This window comes from Streptomyces sp. TSRI0281 (assembly GCF_001905125.1).
GTDB lineage: Bacteria > Actinomycetota > Actinomycetes > Streptomycetales > Streptomycetaceae > Streptomyces.
In genome coordinates this window covers 89,320-111,114 of the sequence record NZ_LWLE01000038.1, presented here as the reverse complement: position 1 = coordinate 111,114, position 21,795 = coordinate 89,320, and the positions used below count along the sequence as shown (strand labels likewise).

Annotated in this window: 19 protein-coding genes; 7 read left to right on the top strand and 12 right to left on the bottom strand. The window is 72.4% G+C overall.

All coding sequences use genetic code 11. From position 1 onward, the window contains the following. Nucleotides 1-15: 15 nt before the first annotated feature. The 5 genes from A6A29_RS41370 to A6A29_RS41350 all read right to left on the bottom strand — a co-directional run bounded on the left by A6A29_RS41370 (nucleotide 16) and on the right by A6A29_RS41350 (nucleotide 7,506). Nucleotides 16-2,277, bottom strand: coding sequence for a molybdopterin-dependent oxidoreductase (locus A6A29_RS41370; RefSeq protein ID WP_079183257.1), 2,262 nt, complete (start codon nucleotides 2,275-2,277; stop codon nucleotides 16-18). A gap of 135 nt (nucleotides 2,278-2,412) precedes the next feature. Beyond that, nucleotides 2,413-3,033, bottom strand: coding sequence for a TetR/AcrR family transcriptional regulator (locus A6A29_RS41365; protein WP_073729069.1), 621 nt, complete (start codon nucleotides 3,031-3,033; stop codon nucleotides 2,413-2,415). A 47-nt stretch (nucleotides 3,034-3,080) separates the two neighbouring features. After that, nucleotides 3,081-4,397, bottom strand: coding sequence for a hypothetical protein (locus A6A29_RS41360; RefSeq protein WP_073729068.1), 1,317 nt, complete (start codon nucleotides 4,395-4,397; stop codon nucleotides 3,081-3,083). Then, on the bottom strand, nucleotides 4,394-5,335 hold the full coding sequence (locus A6A29_RS41355; protein WP_241838852.1) for a cupredoxin domain-containing protein: 942 nt from the start codon (nucleotides 5,333-5,335) through the stop codon (nucleotides 4,394-4,396). The genes A6A29_RS41360 and A6A29_RS41355 overlap by 4 nt, the downstream gene beginning before the upstream one ends. Beyond that, entirely contained in the window at nucleotides 5,332-7,506 is a 2,175-nt protein-coding gene (locus tag A6A29_RS41350; protein ID WP_079183256.1) for a right-handed parallel beta-helix repeat-containing protein, read from the bottom strand. The genes A6A29_RS41355 and A6A29_RS41350 overlap by 4 nt, the downstream gene beginning before the upstream one ends. Before the next feature lie 146 nt (nucleotides 7,507-7,652). Between A6A29_RS41350 and hmgA the strand changes: the two genes are divergently transcribed. The 3 genes from hmgA (at nucleotide 7,653) to A6A29_RS41335 (ending at nucleotide 11,253) form a co-directional block, all read left to right on the top strand. Beyond that, nucleotides 7,653-8,972: a homogentisate 1,2-dioxygenase gene (gene hmgA / locus A6A29_RS41345; RefSeq protein ID WP_073729067.1), complete on the top strand. Its 1,320-nt coding sequence runs from the start codon at nucleotides 7,653-7,655 to the stop codon at nucleotides 8,970-8,972. 123 nt (nucleotides 8,973-9,095) lie between these two features. After that, nucleotides 9,096-9,863, top strand: coding sequence for a GntR family transcriptional regulator (locus A6A29_RS41340; protein ID WP_107468423.1), 768 nt, complete (start codon nucleotides 9,096-9,098; stop codon nucleotides 9,861-9,863). Between the two features lie 76 nt (nucleotides 9,864-9,939). Further along, nucleotides 9,940-11,253: a type ISP restriction/modification enzyme gene (locus A6A29_RS41335; RefSeq protein ID WP_073729066.1), complete on the top strand. Its 1,314-nt coding sequence runs from the start codon at nucleotides 9,940-9,942 to the stop codon at nucleotides 11,251-11,253. 293 nt (nucleotides 11,254-11,546) lie between these two features. On the opposite strand, the gene A6A29_RS41330 is transcribed toward A6A29_RS41335, so the two are convergent. Together A6A29_RS41330 and A6A29_RS41325 are read right to left on the bottom strand one after the other, a co-directional pair. Continuing rightward, the gene (locus tag A6A29_RS41330; protein ID WP_073729065.1) at nucleotides 11,547-11,810 is read right to left on the bottom strand and encodes a hypothetical protein; all 264 of its coding nucleotides are present in this window, start codon (nucleotides 11,808-11,810) and stop codon (nucleotides 11,547-11,549) included. A gap of 289 nt (nucleotides 11,811-12,099) precedes the next feature. Beyond that, nucleotides 12,100-12,909: an SGNH/GDSL hydrolase family protein gene (locus A6A29_RS41325; protein ID WP_073729064.1), complete on the bottom strand. Its 810-nt coding sequence runs from the start codon at nucleotides 12,907-12,909 to the stop codon at nucleotides 12,100-12,102. A 198-nt stretch (nucleotides 12,910-13,107) separates the two neighbouring features. Between A6A29_RS41325 and A6A29_RS41320 the strand changes: the two genes are divergently transcribed. Then, a complete protein-coding gene (locus A6A29_RS41320) occupies nucleotides 13,108-14,202 on the top strand; it encodes a DUF5925 domain-containing protein (protein WP_385728791.1) in 1,095 nt (364 codons plus the stop codon). A 124-nt stretch (nucleotides 14,203-14,326) separates the two neighbouring features. On the opposite strand, the gene A6A29_RS41315 is transcribed toward A6A29_RS41320, so the two are convergent. Then, entirely contained in the window at nucleotides 14,327-14,701 is a 375-nt protein-coding gene (locus A6A29_RS41315; protein ID WP_073729062.1) for a GntR family transcriptional regulator, read from the bottom strand. Between the two features lie 69 nt (nucleotides 14,702-14,770). On the opposite strand from A6A29_RS41315, the gene A6A29_RS41310 reads away from it, so the two are divergent. Next, nucleotides 14,771-15,691 (top strand): GNAT family N-acetyltransferase, encoded by a 921-nt coding sequence (locus A6A29_RS41310; protein WP_073729061.1) that lies wholly within the window; start codon nucleotides 14,771-14,773, stop codon nucleotides 15,689-15,691. Further along, nucleotides 15,672-16,169: a DUF402 domain-containing protein gene (locus A6A29_RS41305; RefSeq protein ID WP_073729059.1), complete on the top strand. Its 498-nt coding sequence runs from the start codon at nucleotides 15,672-15,674 to the stop codon at nucleotides 16,167-16,169. The genes A6A29_RS41310 and A6A29_RS41305 overlap by 20 nt, the downstream gene beginning before the upstream one ends. Before the next feature lie 77 nt (nucleotides 16,170-16,246). Here the strand turns inward: A6A29_RS41305 and A6A29_RS41300 are convergent, their stop codons facing one another. The 4 genes from A6A29_RS41300 to A6A29_RS41285 form a co-directional block, all read right to left on the bottom strand. Beyond that, nucleotides 16,247-17,767, bottom strand: coding sequence for a trifunctional class I SAM-dependent methyltransferase/NUDIX hydrolase/VOC family protein (locus A6A29_RS41300; protein WP_073729057.1), 1,521 nt, complete (start codon nucleotides 17,765-17,767; stop codon nucleotides 16,247-16,249). An 85-nt stretch (nucleotides 17,768-17,852) separates the two neighbouring features. Beyond that, nucleotides 17,853-19,352 (bottom strand): tripartite tricarboxylate transporter permease, encoded by a 1,500-nt coding sequence (locus tag A6A29_RS41295; protein WP_073729055.1) that lies wholly within the window; start codon nucleotides 19,350-19,352, stop codon nucleotides 17,853-17,855. Between the two features lie 3 nt (nucleotides 19,353-19,355). Then, the gene (locus A6A29_RS41290) at nucleotides 19,356-19,934 is read right to left on the bottom strand and encodes a tripartite tricarboxylate transporter TctB family protein (protein ID WP_073729053.1); all 579 of its coding nucleotides are present in this window, start codon (nucleotides 19,932-19,934) and stop codon (nucleotides 19,356-19,358) included. Beyond that, on the bottom strand, nucleotides 19,931-20,914 hold the full coding sequence (locus A6A29_RS41285; protein ID WP_073729051.1) for a Bug family tripartite tricarboxylate transporter substrate binding protein: 984 nt from the start codon (nucleotides 20,912-20,914) through the stop codon (nucleotides 19,931-19,933). The genes A6A29_RS41290 and A6A29_RS41285 overlap by 4 nt, the downstream gene beginning before the upstream one ends. 115 nt (nucleotides 20,915-21,029) lie before the next feature. Between A6A29_RS41285 and A6A29_RS41280 the strand changes: the two genes are divergently transcribed. Then, on the top strand, nucleotides 21,030-21,728 hold the full coding sequence (locus tag A6A29_RS41280; protein WP_073729563.1) for a response regulator: 699 nt from the start codon (nucleotides 21,030-21,032) through the stop codon (nucleotides 21,726-21,728). The last annotated feature ends 67 nt before the right edge of the window (nucleotides 21,729-21,795 follow it).

Sequence of the window (21,795 nt, the reverse complement as noted above, 5' to 3'; positions counted from 1 at the left end):
GAGCAAAACCCCAGGTCAATGGGCAGGTGCTACGGAGACGGGGAAGGCGTTGAGCACAGCGGTGCCGGAGAGCGGGTCGAGCAGCGAGCCGTCGAGCAGCTGATTGACGTTGACGCCGGGGTCCGCCGCCGCGACGGACATCCGGGCGCCGGGGCGGCTGTGCCCCCAGCCGTGCGGCAGGCTCACCACTCCGGTGCCCACCGTCTCCGTGATCTCCGCCGGGGCCTCGACCTCACCGCCGTCGGCCGTGATACGGGCCATGGCGCCGTCCTCCAGTCCGAGGCGGGCCGCGTCGTCGGGGTGGATCTGGAGGGTGCAGACGTTGGTGCCGCCGCGCAGGGCGGCCACGTTGTGCATCCAGCTGTTGTTGGAGCGCAGATGGCGGCGGCCCACGAGGAGGAGCGGCGCGGGCCGCCCGTCCCGTCCCCGCCGTTCGTCCAGGGCGGCGCGCAGCCTCGGCAGGTCGGCGGCGATCGGTGCCGGGAAGAGCTCGACGCGTCCGCTGCGGGTGCGCAGGATCTCCGGGAGGCGCGACCCGAGCGGACCGAGGTCGATGCCGTGCGGGTGGGCGAGGAGCGTGTCCAGCGTGATGTCGTACGGGCCGAGGCGCAGCATCAGGTCGAGCCGGCGTTCGGGGCCGGTGAGACCGGACAGTTCGGCGGCGAGTTCCTTCGGGGCGCCCGCCTTGGTGAGCGCGGTGCCGATGGCCAGGTCGTCGACGGCCTCCGGGGGCGTTCCGTGCATCCCGCCCACGGCCAGGACGAGGCGGGCGAGGATCTCGCTCTCGTCCATCAGGCCGTCCTCCAGCGGTATCGCGGGGCGGGTGTAGCGGACCTGGTTGTGGACGGCGAAGGAGTTGAACGCGAAGTCGAAGTGGCCGCTCTGCGACGGCGGCGGCGGGGGCAGCACCACATCGGCGTGGCGCGAGGTCTCGTTGAGGTACGGGTCGACGCTGACCATGAAGTCGAGCCCGTCGGCGAGGGCCCGGTCGAGGCGGTCGCCGTCCGGTGCCGAGAGCACGGGGTTGGCGGCGAGCACGATCAGCGCCCGGATGCGGTCGTCGCCCGGGGTCTGGATCTCTTCGGCGAGCGCGGCGATGGGCAGTTCGCCCTTGGCCTCGGGGTGCGCGGAGACCCGGCTGGTCCAGCGGCCGAGGGCGAAGCCCTTGCCGGGTGCGGCGGGGCGGGGGGCGCGGCCGGTGGCGGAGAGCGGGAAGAGGGCGCCGCCGGGGCGGTCGAGGTTGCCGGTGAGGATGTTGAGGACGTCGACCAGCCAGCTCGCGAGGGTGCCGTGCTCCACGGTGCAGCTGCCGATGCGCCCGTAGACGGCGGCGGTGGGGGCGGCGGCGAGCTCGCGGGCGATCGCACGGATGGTGGCGGCGTCGATGCCGCAGGTCCCGGCGACCGCTTCGGGGGTGAAGTCCCCCATGGCTCGGGCGAGTTCGTCGAGTCCGTCGAGGTGCTCCGCCAGGGCGCCCGGGGCGGTGAGCTTCTCCTCGAACAGGACCTGGGCGAGTGCGGCCAGCAGCAGGGCGTCGGTGCCGGGCCGGATCACCGCGTGCCGGTCGGCGAGGCGGGCGGTGCGGGTGCGGCGCGGGTCGATGACGGTGAGGGTGCCGCCGCGGCGGCGCAGCGCCTTGAGCTTGCCCGGGAAGTCGGGGGCGGTACAGAGGCTGCCGTTGGATTCGAGGGGGTTGGCGCCGAGCAGCAACAGGTGGTCGGTGCGGTCCAGGTCGGGCACGGCGATGGCGTTCGGATCGCCGAAGAGCAGCCCGCTGGAGACGTGCTTCGGCATTTGGTCGAGGGTGCTCGCGGTGAACAGATTGCGGGTACGGAGCGTGGCGAGCAGGAGCGGCGGATAGAGGGCACCGGCCATCGTGTGCACGTTGGGGTTGCCGAGGACGACACCGGCGCTCTGCCGCCCATGCGCCTCGATCAGCGCGGGGACCCGTGCGGCGATCATGTCGAACGCCTCGCCCCAGGTCGCCTCCCGCAGCACACCGTCCCGGCGCACGAGCGGGGTGCGCAGGCGGTCCGGGTCGGCGTCGAGTCCGCCGAAGGACGCGCCCTTGGGGCAGATGAACCCCCGGCTGAACACATCGTCCCGGTCGCCGCGGGCTCCGGTGACCCTGTTTCCCTCGATGGTGAGCGTGAGACCGCAGGTGGCCTCGCAGAGGGGGCAGATACGCGGTGCGGTACGGGAGTTGCGGGGCTCAACGGCGTCGTGGGAGTCGTGGGACTCAACGGCGTCGTGGGAGTCGTGGGCGTCGTGGGACATGGGCCCTCCCCGGGCGGCGACGGAAGTGGCGCGCGGACATGGGCCGGGCAGGCAGGGCGGTTGCCCCGGCCCCCGCACCGGCCCGGCCGAGCATACCGACCGGTACGCATGGCGGGGAGGGGTTGGCCGCACCGGTCAGTCGAGGATCTGCCCGAGGTAGGCCCTGATCAGGATCCGGGTCTCGGCGACGATGGCCGGGTCACCCGACGGGTCCGTGCGGAAGGCGAGTTGGAAGAGGGCGTCGGCGGCCTCGACGCTGACCAGGATCGCCCGGAGCAGGTCCGGGTCGGAGCTGCGCCCGAGGTGGCCGGAGAGCAGTTCGGCGAGCCGGCCCGCGACCCGCCGGTTGGCGTCGCCCAACGGGTCGTCGACCGGGGACGGGGCGCCGAAGTCGACGAGGGCGAAGCCGGGGACGGTCCGCTTCATCGCCAGGTACTCGTCGAGTACGGCGTCGATGACCCCCCGCCAGTCGGCGGCCCCGATATCGGTCAGCCGCGCAGTGATGCGGTCGGCGTAGCTGTTCAGATTGCGCAGGGCCAGGGCGTCGACCAGCGCCCGCTTGTTGGAGAAGAAGCGGTAGACGGAGCCGATGGGCACCTCCGCCCGGACGGCGACGGCACGGGTGGAGAGCTGTTCGTAGCCGGTCTCGTCGAGCAGTTCGGCGCAGGCGTCGAGTATCCGGGCGAGACGTACGGTGCTGCGCTGCTGCACCGGGGCACGGCGGAGGTTCGGGTTCGCATGGGGCACGGGCTCCATGATGCCGTGGGTCTCCTCTGCGGGCAGGGGTGGTGGACGCCGGTCCGTCAGGCGATGAGCAGGGCGAGCCCGCCGAGGGTGTACGCGATCATCAGGGCCAGCAGGGGCAGTTGCCCGGCGACGGCACGGGCCGGCGGGAACAGCCGGACGGACCGGTCGTGCGCGGCCACGACCCCCAGGACATGACCGAGGACGATGGCGGCGACCTGGAGCGTGGCGAGAGCGCCCGGCCCCAGCAACGGCGGGGGCGGAGCGGGATTGTCAGTGCCGAGTGCCACCATGACTGTGCGTGGACCTTCGGTGACGAAGAGTGTGAAGTAGTGGGCGACGAGATAGCCGAGGGCGATCGGGACGAGCGAGTGCGCGAAGGCGGTGAGCGGGTGCGGAAGGGTGCCGGAGATCAGCCGGGTGGCTCCGGCGCACAGGACGTAGAGGGCGGCGACGAGGGCGACGGCACCGAGGAGTCCGAGCGTGGCGGTCGGGGTGCGGCCCAGGGGTGATGTCTGCACGGTGGTGATCCAGGAGGGGGAGTCGGAGAAGCCGTCGTACGCGGTGGATCCGAGCATCACGCAGACGGTGGCGACGAGTCCGGGGCCCTGCTCGGTGGCGTCCAGTCCGTTGAACGGGGAGCGCAGGACGAGACGGCGGTCGGACGGGCGGCGGCCGAGCGGGGAAAGGCGGGCCAGCAGGCCGGAGTAGACCTCGAAGGCGTCGGCACGGTCGAACCAGCGGGCGCCGTGGCGGACGGCCCCCGCCAGGTGGACCGCGGAGTGGAGGGCGAGGAAGAGGAGGAGGGCGGAGGACGACGCGGGGTCGGGCGAGGCCAGTTCGAGCCAGGTGAAGGCGAGGAGTCCGGCCGCGGCGGGCCACAGCCCGAGGCGGACGGGGAGGGGGCGGCCGGTGGCGGGGTCGCGGCGCAGGGCGCGGCAGAGGAGGAGGTGCACGGTGCGCAGCGGATTGAGCAGCCGCCAGACGGGGCCCAGGAGCAGGGAAGCGGGGACGAGCCCGACCCAGAGGAGCACATAGAGGGCGCCGGGGGCGGGGTTGAGTTCCGGGTCGTCAGGGCCGAGGAGGAGGTGGAGCAGCACGAACAGGGCGGCGGCCAGGGCGAGCACGCGCGCCGCGAGGCGGGTCGGCCGGGCGTCGGCGAGGCGTTGTACGGCGCCGGGGATCGGGCGGCCCGCCCGATCGCCCCGGAATCGGGAGGCGGACCAGAGCAGGCCGAGCGCGAGGAAGGAGACGAAGAGCGCGGCGAAGGCTCCCGCGAAGGCGTAGAAGGGCGAGAGAGGCAGGTCGTGTGCGGAGCCGACGCCGTGGGCGAGGACGGTCGCCGTGCGCACCGCGCCTTCGGGATCCGCCGTCACCGTACGACGAGTTGGGTCAGGAGCAGGTCGGACTCGTGTGTCTCGACCTCGAAGAGCCCGGTGCGGTCGGCGGTGAAGGTGAGGGTGGTGGTGCGACCGGCGGGCAGTTCGGCCGCCTTGTCGTAGCCATGGACGTGGAGGGTGTCGGCGCGGTCGGTGCGGACGCGGAGGGCGACGCGTTCGCCCTTCCGGACCTCGGTGCGGCCGGGGGCGGGGCTGACCTTGCCGTGGGAGACGGTGATGTCCAGGATGCGGTCGGCGGCGGGCCGGGGCGGCGGATCCGACGGGTGCGTGGGGCTCCCGGAGGTACCGGACGTTGCGGAAGTGCCGGGAGCGAGAGGGGTGGTGGTCTGGATGGGCTTGGCGGCGACGGCCCAGGCGGTGTGGTCGTCGGCGTAGAGCCGGGCGGTGAGGGAGCGGCCCTCACCGGTGGTGGAGCGGGCGAGTGTGCTGGGGAGGTGGTACCAGGGACCGTAGAGCCGGGCGAGCGGGCGCCCGTCGAGGAACAGGCGGACATGGCCGCGCCCGGCGAGCGCGGCGCCGCCCACGCTGTCCGGGGTGAAGCGGAAGTTCCGTACGGAGACATGGACGTTCCAGCCGTCCTCGGAGTCGGGCCGTACGGAGAGTGCCACCTCCGGCGCCCGGTCGGCGTCGACCTGGCGCAGTCGGTGACCGCTGCCGTCCTCGGTGGCCAGCAGCCGCCCGACGGCACCGCTCGCCTGCTCGTGGCCGGTCCCGGGCTTGTGATGCGTGGTGGCGCGCCCGCCGCAGCCGCTCGCCCCGAGGACGAGGACGGCCGCGGCGAGAAGGGCGAGCAGACCGCCGCGGACGAGCCCGGCCCTCGCGGGGCCGCCTCCGCCGCGGAGACGGGTGCGGGGACGGACGGGCGCGGGGCCGCCTCCGCCGCGGAGACGGACGCGGGCGCGGGGCGGCTTCATGAGGCGTCTCCGTTCGGCGGAGTGCGGGTCGTGGAGGGCTGCCCCTCCGGAGCACCGGCGGCCTCCGTGTGCCCGGAGGCGTGCTCGGCCCCTTGTCCGGCGGAGTGCTCGGCCGCCTGCTCGCCGGTGGCCCCTTCGGCGTGCTCGTCGGCGTCCTTCGCGGGCGCGGGCTCCGGCTCCGCGCCGTGGCGGGCGGCGACGACGACCGCCCACAGCACCCACACCACGCCGAGCAACCCCCGCGCCCACGCCGGACTCAGCGGGATCCACGGGATCATCAGGACCGCCTTGTCGAAGGCGTCCAGCAGGGTGAGCGCGCCCAGGACGACGGTGGTCCAGCCGAAGCCCGGCCGCTCCCGGCGCAGCGCGAGCCCGGTACCGGTCCACCACACACCCGTCAGCAACAGGGCCGCGGCGGGCAGATAGGAGGAGGCGAGCCCCATGGTGGAACCGGCCACGTCCAGGGCCAGACCGGCACCGCCCAGCAGGGTCAGCACGGTCAGGGTCCGGCTGTGGCGCAGCCTGCGCCACCACAGCACCCCGCCGACCAGGGCGAGGACCGCGGCGAGCCCGAGGGCCGCCTGCACCTCGATGCGTTCGATGCCCCGTGCCCCGTACCAGTCGCAGCCGGCCGGCAGCCGTCGCGCCTGCACGTTGTAGTCGGCGCAGACCAGCAGATGGGCGAGCTTCACCGGCTCGCCCGTCAGCCGGTCGGTGGGCCAGGACACCTCACCGCGTTCCGCGCCGCATTCGGGCAGGGTGCGCGGGGTGGCGGCTCCCGTTCCGGGCTGCCAGCAGTTGGAGTCGCCCTGCCCGTCCCACCACACGTCGGTGCGGTTGGGCCGGGACCTGCCCTCCTTGTCCGTGCCGAGGTGATTGCCGGCGTACCGGTTGTGGTGGGAGGTGTCGGCCTGCTTGGCGAGGGAGTTCTCGCCCCGGATGAACGCGGGGGCGGCGCTCAGGAAGAAGGCGGCGCGCCGGTGCCCGTAGATCCAGTTGTTCTCGTACAGGTTCCAGTTGCCGCCCGCGGTGATGATTCCGGTGCCCGGCGGCATGGAGATCTGCGGGCAGACGACCCCCTGTTCGTAGCCGCGCTCCACGGGCGGCTTGGCGCAGGTGCCGTCGGCCACGTACCGGTAGTAGTCGGCGTTGTTGTCATGGATCAGGTTGCGTTCGAAACGGGCGTGGTTCTGCGGCAGGCCGGGGTGTCCGGGGAAGGCGCTGTCCATCGAGGCGCCGCCCATGTTGTGGTCGAACTCGTTGTCGTGGACATAGACGGAGTCGCCCGCCGTGCCGGAGTAGCCGACCATGTTGTGGTGGCTGCGGCAGCCGGTGATCTCGATGGAGTAGCGGGGGACGTCGTAGCCCCGGCCGTCGTTGATGTCCGAGGCGCTGCCGGGGTAGATGCCGGAGTCGCCGTTCCCGTACGACTCGCAGTTCTTGTAGAGCCCGTGGTCGCTGGCGAAGGTCAGGAAGCCGTACTCGTCGTTCCACCGGGTGAGGACGTCGTCGATGACGAAGCCGTCCTGGGCCAGGACGTACAGGGAGTTGAAGGTGGTGCGCTGGGCGGTGAAGTTCTTGAAGTAGATCCCGTCGGACTTGTCGGCGCGGATCGCGTTGAGCTTCTGGTACTTGGCGTCGATGACGACGTCCGTGCGCTTCGCGCCCGTCCCCTCGATCTGGAGGTCCTTCTTGCCGAGGATCGCGACCAGGTTCTGGTTGTGCGGGCACTGCTTCTGCTGTGCGTAGGTGAGGATCTGGTAGCCGAGCTGCGAGTCGGGGGCCTTGAGCCGGGCGCATTCCCCGGCCGGTTTCGGGAGCGAGGGCTCCTCCTCGTACAGGCCGGGCAGGATCGCGATGGTGGTCCCGGGCCGGACGGCGGCGTCGACGGCCTGTTGCAGATGCCGGTAGCCGGACGTCCGGCACTGTTCGAAGAGGGCCAGGTTCCGGGTCCGCAGCTGCGCCGGGAAGCCCGATATCCGGCGTACGAAGTCCGCCCGGTCGCTCTTGCAGACCAGTAGATCCGGAGCACCGGTGCGGTACTGGGGGACGCTGCCGGTGCCGTCGGGAAGGGTGAGGGGCCGCTCTTCGTGCGCCTGGGCGGCCGGAGCCGCGAGCAACGCGGCGACGAGCGCCGCGAGAACCACCAGAACTCTGCGTGTCCACGACATGTGCGGGAGAGTAGAGCATTGTTCAACTTTTGGAACCCCCTTGCGCACCACGAATGCCGTTGACGCGCCCTGTTCCGATTCCTACGGTTACCCATAGGATTCGTTGTCCGGCGGATTTCAGGGATTCTCAGCACCGGGAGCGCATGATGAGCGGCATCGAGCAGGCGGGGAAGACGGCGGAGGAGCCGGCGTATTCGTCAGGCTTCGGCAATCAGCACAGCACGGAGGCGGTTCCGGGCGCCCTGCCGCACGGCCGCAACTCGCCGCAACGTGCCCCTCTCGGCCTGTACGCGGAGCAGCTGAGCGGCTCCGCGTTCACCGAACCGCGGGCCCACAACCGCCGTTCCTGGCTCTACCGGATCCGCCCCTCGGCCGCCCACCCGCCGTTCGTCCGCGTCGACAACGGCGCCGTGCGCACCGCGCCGTTCACCGAGTCGGTCCCCGACCCCAACCGGCTCCGCTGGAACCCGCTGCCCGCCCCCTCCCCCGGCACCGACTTCCTGTCCGGTCTGTGGACGCTGGGCGGCAACGGCGACGCCGGGCAGCGCACCGGCATGGCCGTGCACCTCTACCACGCCAACTCCTCGATGACGGACCGGGTGTTCAGCGACTCGGACGGCGAGCTGCTGATCGTCCCGGAGCACGGCGGCCTGCTGCTGCGCACCGAACTGGGCCTGCTGCGCGCCGAACCGGGGCACATCGCGCTGATCCCGCGCGGCGTGCGGTTCCGGGTGGAGCTGCTGGACGACACCGCCCGCGGCTACGTCTGCGAGAACTACGGCCAGCCGTTCGTCCTCCCCGACCTCGGCCCGATCGGCGCCAACGGCCTGGCGAACGCGCGGGACTTCCTGGCGCCCGTCGCCGCGTACGAGGACCGCGAAGGCCCCGTCGAAGTCGTCAACAAGTTCTGCGGCAACCTCTGGTCGGCGACATACGACCACTCCCCGCTCGATGTCGTCGCCTGGCACGGCAACCACACCCCGTACGTCTACGACCTGCGCCGTTTCAATGTCATCGGCACGATCAGCTACGACCACCCCGACCCCTCGATCTTCACGGTGCTGACCTCGCCGTCCGACATCCCCGGTCTCGCCGGGGTGGACTTCGTCGTCTTCGCCCCGCGCTGGCTGGTCGGCGAGGACACCTTCCGCCCGCCGTACTTCCACCGCAATGTGATGAGCGAGTACATGGGACTGATCGAGGGGGCGTACGACGCGAAGGCGGACGGTTTCGTCCCGGGCGGCGGATCGCTGCACAACATGATGTCCGCGCACGGCCCGGACCACGCGACCTTCGAACGGGCGAGCGCGGCGGAGCTGAAGCCGCAGAAGATCGACGACGGTCTTGCCTTCATGTTCGAGACCCGCTGGCCCGTCACGGCGACCGCACAGGCCGCGACCGCCGACCACCTGCAACGCGGGTACGACGACGTATGGCAGGGTCTGACCCGCAACTTCCGCCCGTAGGCGCGGAGCGGGACACGGCGGCGCGGGGCGCCGGCGGAGAGGGATGACCGAGGTGGCCGAGTGAGCGGGGTGAACGAGGTGGGTGAGCCGGGCGGGGCGGACAGCAAGGGCCGGACGCTCCGGGTGGACGAGGTGCGCCACACACCCGCCTTCGCCCCCGACTCGCTGGTGCTGAACCGGAAGCTCCCCCTCTGGTACCAGGTCTCGCAGTCGCTGCGGGCCTCGATACTCGGCCGCCCGCAGGACGCCTCGCCGCGGCTGCCCACCGAGGAACAGCTCGCCGTGCACTACGGCGTCAGCGTCCTGACCATGCGCCAGGCCCTGAAGGAGCTGGAGACGGAAGGGCTGATCAGCAGGCACCGGCGGCGCGGCACGTTCATCGAGCCGCGCGCCCGCCGCGTCTCGCCGGTCCGACTGCTGGGCTCGGTCGACGCGATCGTGGCACAGCAGTCGGGCGAGCGGACCACCGTCCTGGGCCACGGTCCGGGCGCGGTCCCGGGCGACCTCGCCGAGTTCTTCCCGGACTGCGCCGAGGTGGTCAGCTACCGGCGGCTGCGCTGCGACGACGAGACGGGCGAGCCCACCAACTGGGCGGAGAACGCCCTGCGTCCCGAGGTCGCGGCCCGCCTCGATGTGGCCGATCTCGAACGCTGGCCGATGACGAAGGTACTGCGCGACGCCCTCGGGGTGCGGATCTCCCGGATCACCGACACCGTGGAGGCCCGCCTCGCCGACCCGGTCACCGCCGAACTGCTCCGGATTCCGCTGCTGAGCCCGATCCTGCACTACACGGGCGTGACCTACGACGACGGCGGCCGGGTCGTGGACGTGGCGCGGATCAGGTACCGGGGGGACCGTTTCTCCTTCTCCGTGACGGTCGAGGCGCACTGACACCACCCCATGGGGTCATGCCCCGCCGTTACGATGCCGGAGGTTCGGCGGACGTGGCGAGGGGGAGGACGACACGGTGGCAGCGCGGAGGGCGGCCGGGGCCGGCGGGGACGCGGATTTCCCGCTGCTCGACGAGTTGATGCCGTGGTCGGTACGACCGCTCAGAACCGGGCGCCCCTGGGTGACCGGCCCCGACCGGGCGACGCTCAAAGCACGGTGGGAGCTGCTGGTCCGGGCCGAAGGCGCCGAGCAGGAACGGCTGTTCGGGCCCAGCCGCTCCCGTACGCCGCACACCCCGGTCGCCGCGCTGCCCGGCCGGAACACCGCGACGGGCAGGTTCGCCCGGAACCCCGGGCCCTTCCCCGAACCCGTACGCATCCTGCACGGCCCCTACGACGAACAGTGGCTGATCCCCGACCACCGGCTGATCGACGCCGCCCGCCCCGAGTTGTGGCGGGTCGCGGACGAGCACCAGCTCTTCGCCATCGAGCACGGGTATGTACCGCAGGCCCCGGGACCCGCCCTCTCGGTGACGGCGCTGCTTCCCGACGGGCACTCCCCCGCCGGGCGGCCCGGCCGCATCCGGCCGCTCTTCCGGCGGCCCGGCGGCAGCGAACCCAACCTCGCACCGGGCCTGCTCGATCTGCTGCGCCGCCGGATCGGGGGCGAGGGCCGCACCGGCCCGGACGCGCCCACCGCCGAGTCCGTACTGGCCTGGGTGCTCGCCGTCGCCCGTCCTTCCCCCGCGGGCTGCTCCGTACCGCTGCCCGCCGACGGACCGTTGTGGTCGGCCGGGGTGGAGCTGGGCCGGGAGCTGATGCGGGCGCAGCTGCGCGGAGCACGTGGCGGTGAACGCCCCCGGCTGCCGGGCGGCCGTCGCCCCTATGTGCGGGCGGCGATCCCGCCCCGGCCGCTCACGCTGGGCTACGACCCCGGCGAGGAGGTGCTCGCCATCGGTGAGGGCCGCATCTCCCCCGTACCCGCCGGGGCGTGGGAGTTCCGGGTGGGTGGCGTACGGATGCTGGAGCTCTGGATCGAGCGGCGTACGGCGGCGGCAGCGGCAGCGGCAGCGGCAGCGGCAGCGGCAGCGGCAGCGGTCACAGGGGCCGGAGGCGAGCCCGGTGGCGGCGGTCTGGAGACGGTCGGCCCGCACGGCTGGCGCCAGGAGTGGACCTCGGAGCTGCTCGAACTCATCACCGTCCTCGCGCTCCTCGACGGGCTCCGGGCCGGGCAGCGGACGCTACGGGCGCGGCTGCTCGGGGCGCCGCTGCTCTCCCGCGAGGAGCTGCTGAGCGCCGGGGTGCTGCCGGTCGCGGCTGCGTCGCGGCGGCCCGCCTCCGTGCTCGATCACCACGAGGAGGGCCCGGACGGACAGTTCGCGCTGCTGTGACCGGCCGCGAAGAGGCTGGACGTTGCGGCGGGAACGGGGCCGTGCGGCGGGAACGGGCCGGGGGGGCGGGAGCGGCCCCGAGGCGGGCGGTGGCCGTGGGGCAGGGGGGTGCCGCAGGGCAGGGGTGACAAAGCTGCCGCGTACACGCCGTACCGGCGCTGGGTGAGCACACCGACGCACTGCTGCGGGCCCTGGGAATGACGGACGGGCACACAGCAGTGCTACGCCGGGACGGTGTGATCGCCTGATCCGCCCCGGGTGACGGGCCGGATCAGTGGTGACGTGCCGTCTGATCAGCGGCGGCTGCCGAAGAGCGAGCGCCGCAGTCGCCGCAGCGGTGCGAAGAGCGAGACACGCGCGCTCTTGCTCCGGCGGCGGTGCGCGGCATCGCGCGAGGTCAGCTCACGCATCAGCAGGGTCGCTTCCGCCGAGTCGCGCTGCGGGACGGCAGGGCCGCCGAGCACCGCGAGATGGCGGTCGAGGCGCGAACTGGTCGCGCTGCTGCCGCAGGTAATGGCAGGCACTCGCGGCCTGCTTCGCACCGTTATCTGTTCCATGTCACTCCCCACCCGTACGAGGGCACCCGGCCCGGGCAGGTTAACCCTATCGCCCCGCGATGACACTCGTGTATCCCGGTTGCAGGATTGAGCACACACATACGGAGGTTGACGACCAGTTACCGAATCTGTCCGATTCCAGGGCGACTTGGACAGATCGGGCCGGCGTCGGCCCCCCGGTCCGTTCAGGTCCGTACCGGTCCGTACCGGTCGATTTCCTGTCCATTCCGGTCCCGCGGACAAGGAGACCCCGACCGGCGGGGCCTCCTGATCCACGGGGCGGACGCGGTCAGGCGGCCGACTTCAGGACGGGCAGATAGCCGCCCGACTGTCCGGCGGCGGTGGGGTGGTAGGACTCACCGATGTTGGTCCAGTTCAGGCTGTGCAGCCAGACGTTGCTTGAGCAGATCTCGTGCCCGGCGAAGGCCTTCGCGACATCACCGAAGGTGAAGCCGTGGTCGGCGGCCCGCTTGGCGGTGGCCGCGTTGAGGTAGTCGGCGGCGCCGTTGATGGCGGCGCGCTCCTTCTCGTTCAGACCGGCGAGGCAGCTGCCGTCGAGCTTGTAGAAGCGGGGGTAGCCGAGGACGACGACCCGGGCGGAGGGAGCCTTGGCGCTGATCGCCGCGTACACGGAGTCGAGCTTGCCGGGCAGGGTGGAGTCGACGTAGGCGCGCGCCGTGGCGATCCGGCCGAGGCAGGTCGACTCCGGCTGGAGGACACAGGTCGTCATGACGTCGGCGAAGCCCGCGTCGTTGCCGCCGATGGAGATCGAGACCAGGTCGGTCGAGGAGTTCAGCGGGCCGAGCTGACCGCCCGTGACATCCCCGGTACGGGCACCGGAGCAGGCGGTGAAGGCGAACGAGGAGGGGGAGTTGGCGGCGGCCCAGAGTGCCGGGTAGGCGCGGGTGCTGCGCTTGCAGTCGCCGCTGGCACTGTCGTAGCTGCCGGACCCGACGCCCGAGGAGTACGAGTCGCCAAGGGCCACGTAGTCGACGGCCTTGACGGTTTCGGCGGCGTTGGCCGCACTTGCCCCGGTGAGGGCGAGCGCGGTACCGAGCAGGAGAGAGGACGAGAACGCCACGAGTCTGGACATATTCATGGGACCTCCTTGAGCAGGGATATCTGCTCCGTCCGTGGTAGCAGCAGCACCCATGGAACAGGAAGTGTCCATGTCAAAGATTCTTGGCGAATGCGCCTTACCGCCCCCTTGAGTTCGACGGGAGCCGGGTACGGTCGACCCGCACGAGGTGGTGAAACCTGGGTGCGCGGGGTCGCCCCGTACCGGATCATGGGCGCCATGTCTGCCAACCCTGAGTCCGCTCTGCCGATCCGGCTCACCGTCGACGACAGTGATTCACCCTCCGACGTCGTCGACGCGCTGTTCCTCGGCCGCTTCGCGACGGGCGAGCAGCCGTACTCCCACAGCTCCTCCCTCGACCGCGTCAAGTCCGGTGCGACACTGCTGCCCCCGGCCGCCAAGGTGCTGCGGGCCGCCCGCGACGACGACCGCAGCGCCATCCTCGCCGAGGGCGACGGCTGGACCCTGCTGGTCTCCCGGTGGAACCGGGGCGCCGATGTCACCGTCACCGCGACCAGCCCCGAGCTGGCGGAGAAGGTGCTCGGGCAGGCGACGGACGGCGCCCAGGACGAACCGGAACCACAGCCCGACAACGTGACCATGGGCTTCTGGTACGTCTCCCCCCGCCGCGGCCCGTACCGCACCACCCGGCAGATCGCCGCCGGGACCTGGGACGAGGTCCGCCCCAACTACACGGCTCCGGTGGCTCAGGCCATGGACCGGCTGATGAAGGTGACCCCGGACGACATCGCGGGCCGGCTGCTCCTGCTGCACGGTCCGCCCGGCACCGGCAAGACGTCCGCGCTGCGCACCCTGGCCCGGTCCTGGCGCGACTGGTGCCAGGTCGACTGTGTGCTGGATCCCGAGCGGCTGTTCAACGACGTCGGCTATCTGATGGACATCGCGATCGGCGAGGACGACGGCACGGCGAAGGGGCGCTGGCGCCTGCTGCTCCTGGAGGACTGCGACGAACTGATCCGCGGCGAGGCCAAGCACACGGCGGGCCAGGCGCTGTCCCGGCTGCTGAATCTGACGGACGGCCTGCTGGGTCAGGGACGCAACGTCCTGGTGGGGGTCACCACCAACGAGGACCTGGAGCGGCTGCACCCGGCGGTCGTCAGGCCGGGCCGCTGTCTGGCCCGGATCGAGGTGGGCTCGCTGACCCGCCAGGAGTCGGTGTCCTGGCTGGGTACGGAGGAAGGGCTCGGCCGGGAGGGCGCGACGCTGGCGGAGCTGTACGCGCTGCGGCGCGGCAGCGGACCCGCGTCGGTACCGAAGCAGGACGCGGGTGCGGACGCGGGCCTCTACCTCTGACTCCGACTCCGACTCCGACTCCGGCTCTGACTCCGTCTCCGGGGCGGCGCGTGCCCGCCTCCGCCGGCCCGTGCCCCTGTCCACCGGCCCGTGCCCGCGCCCGTCGATTACCCCTGGGGCGCCGTCATCGTGTGTACGCGGCCCGCACCGCGTCCTGGGCGAGCGACACCGCCTGTGCCCGGGACAGGCCGAGCCGCTGGGCCAGCTCGGCGTACTCCTGTGCGGCGGTCGCGGCCTTCCGCTCGGCCGCGTCCCCGGCGGCCGCGACGAACGTCCCGTTCCGGCCGCGGGTCTCGATCACCCCGTCGGCCTCCAGCGCGCGGTACGCCTTGGCCACGGTGTTGGCGGCGAGGCCGAGCTCATCGGCGAAGCCGCGTACGGTCGGGAGCCGGTGGCCGACGGGCAGGGCGCCGGAGCGGGCCAGTTCGGAGAGCTGCGTGCGCAGCTGCTCGTACGGGGCGATGCCGGCATCCGGGTCAATGGCGATCTTCAGGGTCACGGGCCGATTCTCCCCCACCGCGGGAAATTGGGGAGCGGTTCGGGCCGGGCTCCACGTAGCGTCCGGCGCATGACTGTCATCGTTCGCGACTTCCGGCCCACCGACGCGGAGGGCTGGGTCCGGGTACGGCGGGCCGCACTTCCGTACATGGTGGCCACCGCCGAACAGATCACCTTCGATCTGGACGCCTCCCACCCCGACCGTCGCTACCGGCTGCTCGTCGCCGAGGAGGACGGGGAGATCATCGCCACGGCACAGGTCGGCATCGCGCACGAGAGCCCCGAGCCGGGGCAGGGGTTCTGCAATCCGTACACCCGTCCGGACCGGCTGGGTCGTGGGGCGGGCTCGCTGCTGCTGACCACCGCCGAGGAGTATCTGGCCGGGATCGGGGCCGTCGCCGTCTACACCTGGGTCCTCGACGAACCGGCCAACCGGGAGTTCGCCCGGAAGCGCGGTTACACGGCGAGGCGGCCCGCCCATTTCCTGCACCTCGACCTGGCGAACGGCACGCTGCCGCCGCGTCAGGAGGTCCCCGCGGGCGTCGAGCTGCGTACGGCGGCCGACTTCGCCGACGATCCGCGGCCGCTGTTCGAGGCGGACGCGGAGACGACGGCGGACGAGCCCAGCGACACCCCCAGCGAACTCGCGGACTACGAGGACTGGCTGAACAGCACGTGGCGCCATCCCTGCTTCGACAGCGGGCTGACCTCGGTCGCGATGGTGGACGGCGAGGTGGCCGCATTCAGCGCGGCCACGACCGACGGGCGGACCACCTACTCGACGGGTATGACCGGCACCCGCCGGGCATACCGCGGCCGGGGGCTGGCGAAGCTCGCGAAGAACGACTCCCTGCACCGGGCGCGCGCCGCCGGGTACACGGACGCGTACACCGGAAACGACGCGGGCAACGGTCCGATGCTGGCGATCAACGACTGGTTCGGCTACCGGATCTGTGCCACGGAGGTACGTCATGTCCGCACCCTCGTCTGAACCGGTGGCCGTCCTCGTCGCCCTGACCAAGGCGGGCCGCACCAAGATCCGCTACCCCGCCGGGCTGCTGCGCGACGACGGCACCCGGGTGACCGTACGGGCCCCCTGGGCGGCGCCCGGTGTCCGGGACTTCGGCTTCGTACGGTTCGAGCCGGGCGACGTCTTCACCGAGCACTACTGGCGGGACCGGTGGTTCGCGGTGAAGGAGGTGCGTACGGGGGACGGGGAGCTGAAGGGCTGGTACTGCGACATCACCCGGCCCGCCGTCCTGGCGGACGGTGTGCTGTCGGTCGAGGATCTGGACCTGGATCTGTGGGTGTCGGCGGACGGCACGTCCGTACTGCGGCTGGACGAGGACGAGTTCACGCAGAGCGGCCTCGCCGGGCGTGACCCGGACGCGGCCGGAGCGGCGGTCCGGGCGCTGGACGAACTGGAACAGCTCGCCCGTACCGAAGGCCTGGCCCCGCTGCTCGCCTGAGGACTGTCCCGTCATCCCTGGCGGGACAGCCCTCAGGCCGTGTGCGCGACGGCCCGGGGGGACGTCGCGCACGCGCTCTAGCGCCGTGCCGCCGTCCCCGGTGGATCAGTGTGCGGACGGGTGCCCGCCACCAGCTCCACCTCGTGTCCCGCCGTGTCCTCCAGATACGCGGCGTAGTGCTCGCCGCCGCCCGCGTACGGATGGCGGTCGGGGAAGAGCAGCCGCCAGCCGTGCGTGGGGGCCTCGGCCACCAGGGCGTCGAGGGTGGCCCGGTCCCGGACGTGGAAGGCCAGGTGGTTGAGGCCGGGGCGGCGGCGGTCGTGCGGGCCCCGGGCCAGGTCGGGCGACTGCTCCAGGACGAGATAGGCGCTGCCGCGCCGCCAGCTGCGGCCGTGCTGCCAGCGCTGGTACGGGACATGGCCGAGGCGGCCGAGCAGCCAGCCCCAGCACCGCTCGGCCCCGGCCAGGTCGCTCACCCACAGCTCGATGTGGTGGACCCTGCCGGTGTCGGCCCCGGCGGGCCGGAGCGGGACGGCCCGCGCGATGCCCGCCGGGTCGTAGGCGATGGGGTCGCCGTCCTCGTGCCAGTGGATCAGGAAGCGCTCGTCCGCCCGGTATCCGTCGAGGCCCGCGCGGCAGTAGGCGACGATGTCGTCCGGCAGGGCGTCCAGCGGGAACCAGGCCAGCTCGGAGCACTTGCCCGGTTCGGCGTTGCGGGGCGGGCGGGCCGCGTCGTACTCCGCCTCGAAGAACCAGCCCATGCGCGGGGCGCCGGCGGGACCCCGGTGCTGCATCACGAGGGCGACCCGCAGCTCCTCGGGGTCCAGCTCCACACCGATCTCCTCGGCCGCCTCCCGGATCATCGCCTCCCGGACGTCCTCGCCGTCCTCCGCGTGGCCGGAGGGCATGTGGAGCAGCCCGTCCGCGTATCCCGTACCGGCCCGGCGGGCGAGCAGGACATCGGGGCCGCGGCGGAGGATCAGATGGACGTCGACGACCTCCGTGTGCCGCCGCGGCGGCTCCGCGCGGGCCACCAGGGCGTACCGCTCGTCGTCCACCTCCTTGCCCCAGAGCCGGGCGTCACCGGAGAGGGCCTCGTGGTGGATGCGCTCGGTGTGCGGAGCGAGCAGCGCGGTGAGACGGGCCGCGGGGAGGCCGACCCCGCCCCACACTCCTTCGATCAGCACCAGCCGCCCGCCGGGCTTCAGCAGACCGAACCAGTGGCGAAGGGCCGCCGCCGGGTCGGGCAGCAGCCACACCACGTGCCGCGCGACGATCACATCGAACCGCCGGTCGCCCAGAGGGGGGTCGGCGGCGTCCCCGACGAGCACCTCGGAGCCGGTCCCCGCGAGCTTGGCCCGCGCCTGCGCGGCCATCCGCGGCGACCGGTCGACGGCGGTGACCCGGTGCCCCTGTCCGGCGGCGAGCAGCGCGAGGCTGCCGGTGCCGCACCCCAGGTCGAGCACCTCGGAGCCGGTGGCGGGCAGCCAGTTCTCCAGCCGCCCGGCCCAGGCGTGGCGGACCGCCGGATCGAGCAGCCCGTGGTCGGGTTCCTCGTCGAAGGAGTCGGCGGCGGCGTCCCAGTCGATCGTCGTCATGCGGTCGATAATCTCAGCCGCCACCGACAGCGCGGGGCCCCTGGGACGCACGGGCCGCCCGGATCCCCCCGGGCGGCCCCCTGTGCTACTTCCGCTCCGTCGCGCGCCGGCGTACCACCAGCCCGCGCACCAGCGGCCAGGCCACGATCAGCACCACGATCGCGTAGACCGTCACCGAGAACGGGGTGTTGACCAGGCCCGAGAGGCTGCCGTCGCTGATCTGGAGCGCGCGCCGCAGTTGCTGTTCGGCGGCCGGGCCGAGGATCACCCCGATCACGGCGGGGAGCACCGGCAGCCCGTACCGCCGCATCCCGAACCCGATCAGACCGATCACCAGCAGGATCACCAGGTCGAGCGACTCGCCGCCGACCGCGTACGCACCGACCGCGGCGAAGAACAGGATGCCCGCGTACAGGTACGGGCGCGGGATCCGCAGCAGCTTCGCCCACACGGGTGCCAGCGGCAGGTTGAGGGCGAGCAGCAGCACCATGCCGACGAAGAGCGAGGCGATGAGGCCCCAGACCAGCTCGGGTTCACGTTCGAACAGGAGGGGGCCGGGCTGGATGCCGTACTGCTGGAACGCGGCCAGCATCACGGCGGCGACCGCGGTGGTGGGCAGGCCGAGGGTGAGCATCGAGACGAGCGTGCCCGCGGCGGAGGCGGAGGCCGCCGCCTCCGGCCCCGCGACCCCTTCGATGGCGCCCTTGCCGAACTGCGCCCGGTGCTTGGAGAGCCGCTTCTCCGTGACGTACGAGAGGAAGGTGGGGATCTCCGCGCCGCCCGCCGGGATCGCGCCGAACGGGAAGCCGATGAGGGGGCCGCGCAGCCAGGGCTTCCAGGTGCGCCCGAGGTCCGCCCGGCCGAGCCAGGGGCGGCCGACGGGGATCGGCTCGCCGGTGGAGCGGCGCAGATGGGCGGCGACCCAGAGGGCTTCGCCGATGGCGAAGAGCCCGACCGCGACGATCACCACGTCGATGCCGTCGGCCAGTTGGAGCGAGCCGAAGGTGAGGCGTTGCTGGCCGGTCATCTGGTCCAGGCCCACGAGGCCGATGGTGAGACCGATCAGGAGGGAGGCGAGGCCGCGGACGCGGGAGGAGCCGAGGACGGAGGTGACGGCGATGAAGGCCAGCACCATGATGGCGAAGTAGTCGGGGGCCCCGATGTCGACGGCCAGGGAGGCCACCGTCGGGGCGAGGACGACCAGCAGGATCGTGCCGATCATCCCGCCCGCGAAGTGTCCGATCGCCGCGGCGGCCAGCGCCTGGGCGCCGCGGCCGGACTTCGCCATCGGGTTGCCCTCGATCGCGGCGACGACGGCCGCGCTCTCCCCGGGGGTGTTGAGGAGGATCGAGGTGGTGGAGCCGCCGAACATCGCGCCGTAGTAGATCCCGGCGAACATGATGAACGCGCCGGTCGGTTCGAGTCCGTAGGTGACCGGCAGCAGCAGGGCCACCGCCATGGCGGGCCCGATGCCGGGGAGCACACCGATCGCCGTGCCCAGCAGGACACCGAGGGCGGCCCAGAGCAGATTGGCCGGCGTGAGCGCCGTACCGAAGCCGTCGATGAGGGAGTTGAGGGAATCCATCGGTCAGAGCACCCCCATCAGCGGGCCGCCCGGAAGCGGGACCCCGAGCAGGCTGTCGAAGACGAAGTAGGTGACGAGGGAGAGTCCGGCCGCGATGAGCGGGTCGCGGTCGTGGTGCCGGCTGCCGAGCGCATGGGCGGAGCCCCAGAAGAGCAGCGCGCCGACGACCGGGAAGCCGAGCGGGTCGATCAGTACGGCGCTCGCGAGGAAGACCCCGGCGAGCAGGAGCACGGTCTTCCGGTCGGCGGGCTCGGCGAGGTCGATGTCCTCGCCTCCCTCCGCCTCGCCGCGACCGCCCCGCAGGACGTCCACGGCGAGGAGTACGGCGACCACGAGCAGTCCGGCGCCGATGACGACCGGGACGGTCCTGGGGCCGACGGGGCCGCGCTGGGTGAGGGTGACGCTCATGGTGAGGGCGTCGGTGAGGACCAGGACGCCGAGGGCGAGGAGCAGGACGCAGACGCCGAGTTCGGAGTGGTCGCGCAGCCAGGAGCCGCGCCCGGAGGCGGAGGCGGAGGCAGGGTCGGGAGCAGGGACGGGAGCAGGGACGGAGGCGGTGGGCGCCGTGTCGTCGGTGGTCACAGTCCCAGCTCCTTGAGGACCGTGGCGACGCGCCGGTCCTGGGCGTCCAGGAAGTCACCGAAGGCGTCGCCGGTCAGGAAGGCGTCGTCCCAGCCGTTCTTCTTCATCGAGTCCTTCCACTGCTTCGAGTCGTGCAGTTTCCGGACCAGGCCGACGAGCTTGTCGCGTTCGGCGTCGGAGAGACCGGGCGGGGCGACGATGCCGCGCCAGTTGGTGAAGTCGGTGTCCAGCCCGGCCTCGCGGAGGGTGGGGGCGTCGAGTCCGGGGACCCTCCTGGGACCGGTGACGGCGAGCAGCCTCAGCTCGCCCGCCTTGATCTGGTCGAGGTATTCACCGACCCCGGAGACGCCGAAGGCGACCTTGTCGCCGAGGATCGAGGCGAGCAGCTCGCCGCCGCCGTCGAACGGGATGTAGTTGACCTGTTTCGGGGCGATGCCCGCGGCCTTCGCCATCAGCATCGGGGCGAGGTGGTCGGGGCCGCCGGGCGAGGACCCGCCGCCGACCGGGAGTCCGGCCGGGTCGGCCTTCCACGCGGTGAGCAGTTGGCCGATGCTCCTGTACGGGGAGTCCTTGGCGACGACGACGATGTCCTGCTCCTCCGTGAGCCGGGCGATCGGGGTCGTGTCACCCAGGGTCTTGGGGGACTTGTTGGTGTGGACCGCGCCGACCACGCCGAGGCCCATGGACATCGCGAGCCTGCCGTTGCCGTGTTCGCCCACGAGCCGGGTCAGGCCGACGGTGCCGCCCGCGCCGGGGAGGTTGAACACCTCGACGTTGTGGGTGAGTCCGGCGTCCTCGGCGTTCTTGGCGGCGGTGCGCGCCGTGATGTCGTATCCGCCGCCGGGGGTGTTGGGGACCATGAGGCGCAGTCCGGGGATCTGCGTGCCGCTGTCCGAGCCGCCGCCCGTGGAGAGCAGCGGCGGCCCCACGAGCACCAGCACCGCCGCCCCGAGCAGGGCGAGTGGAGTGCGCAATCGCACGGGTTCCGCCTTTCGCTGTGAAGTGGCCCACATGTTGCCCGCGTGTTGACGGCCTGTCTCCGTTCCGGAATCAACGGACGTTGTGGTCGTTGTGGTCGCGCTCTACGGTGGCCGCGTGACAAAGGTGCTGGTGGTGGACGACGACTTCATGGTCGCGAAGCTGCACAGCCGCTATGTGTCCGCGATGGACGGATTTACGGTCGTCGGGGTGGCCCACAGCGGCGCCGAAGCGCTGCGCGCGGCCCGGCGGTTGCGCCCCGATCTGGTACTGCTCGACATCTATCTGCCCGACATCGACGGGATCGGCGTGCTGCGGGAGCTGCGTGCGGCGGAGGAGCGGGACGCGGACGGGCACAGTATCGACGCCCTCTTCATCACCGCCGCCCGCGACGCGGGCGTGGTCAGGGCGGCGTTGCGGGCCGGTGCGCTGCACTATCTGATCAAGCCGTTCCACCGGTCGGCGCTGGTGGAGCAGTTGCACCATGTGGCCTCGCTGCGCAACCGGCTCGACGCCCTGGACGAGGCCCGGCAGGAGGCCCGCCAGGAGGACGTGGACCACATATTCGGCACCCGCCCGCCGGGCTCCCGCGAACTGCCCAAGGGCCTCGCGGCGCACACGGCCGATCTGGTGGAGCGCATCCTGCGGGAGCACCCCCAGGGGCTGTCCGCGTCCGAGTGCGCGCAGGCGGGGGCGCTCTCCCGGGTCAGCACCCGCCGCTACCTCGAATACTTCGCGGAGACGGGGCGGGCCGAGGTGACGCTGCGGTACGGGGGCACGGGACGGCCCGAGCGCCGCTACCGGGCACTGAGCTGACCCGGCACGCCTCCGCGTCCTTCCCGCCCGGCCTCCCGCCCGGCCTCCGGCCCCCGCGGAACGGCTC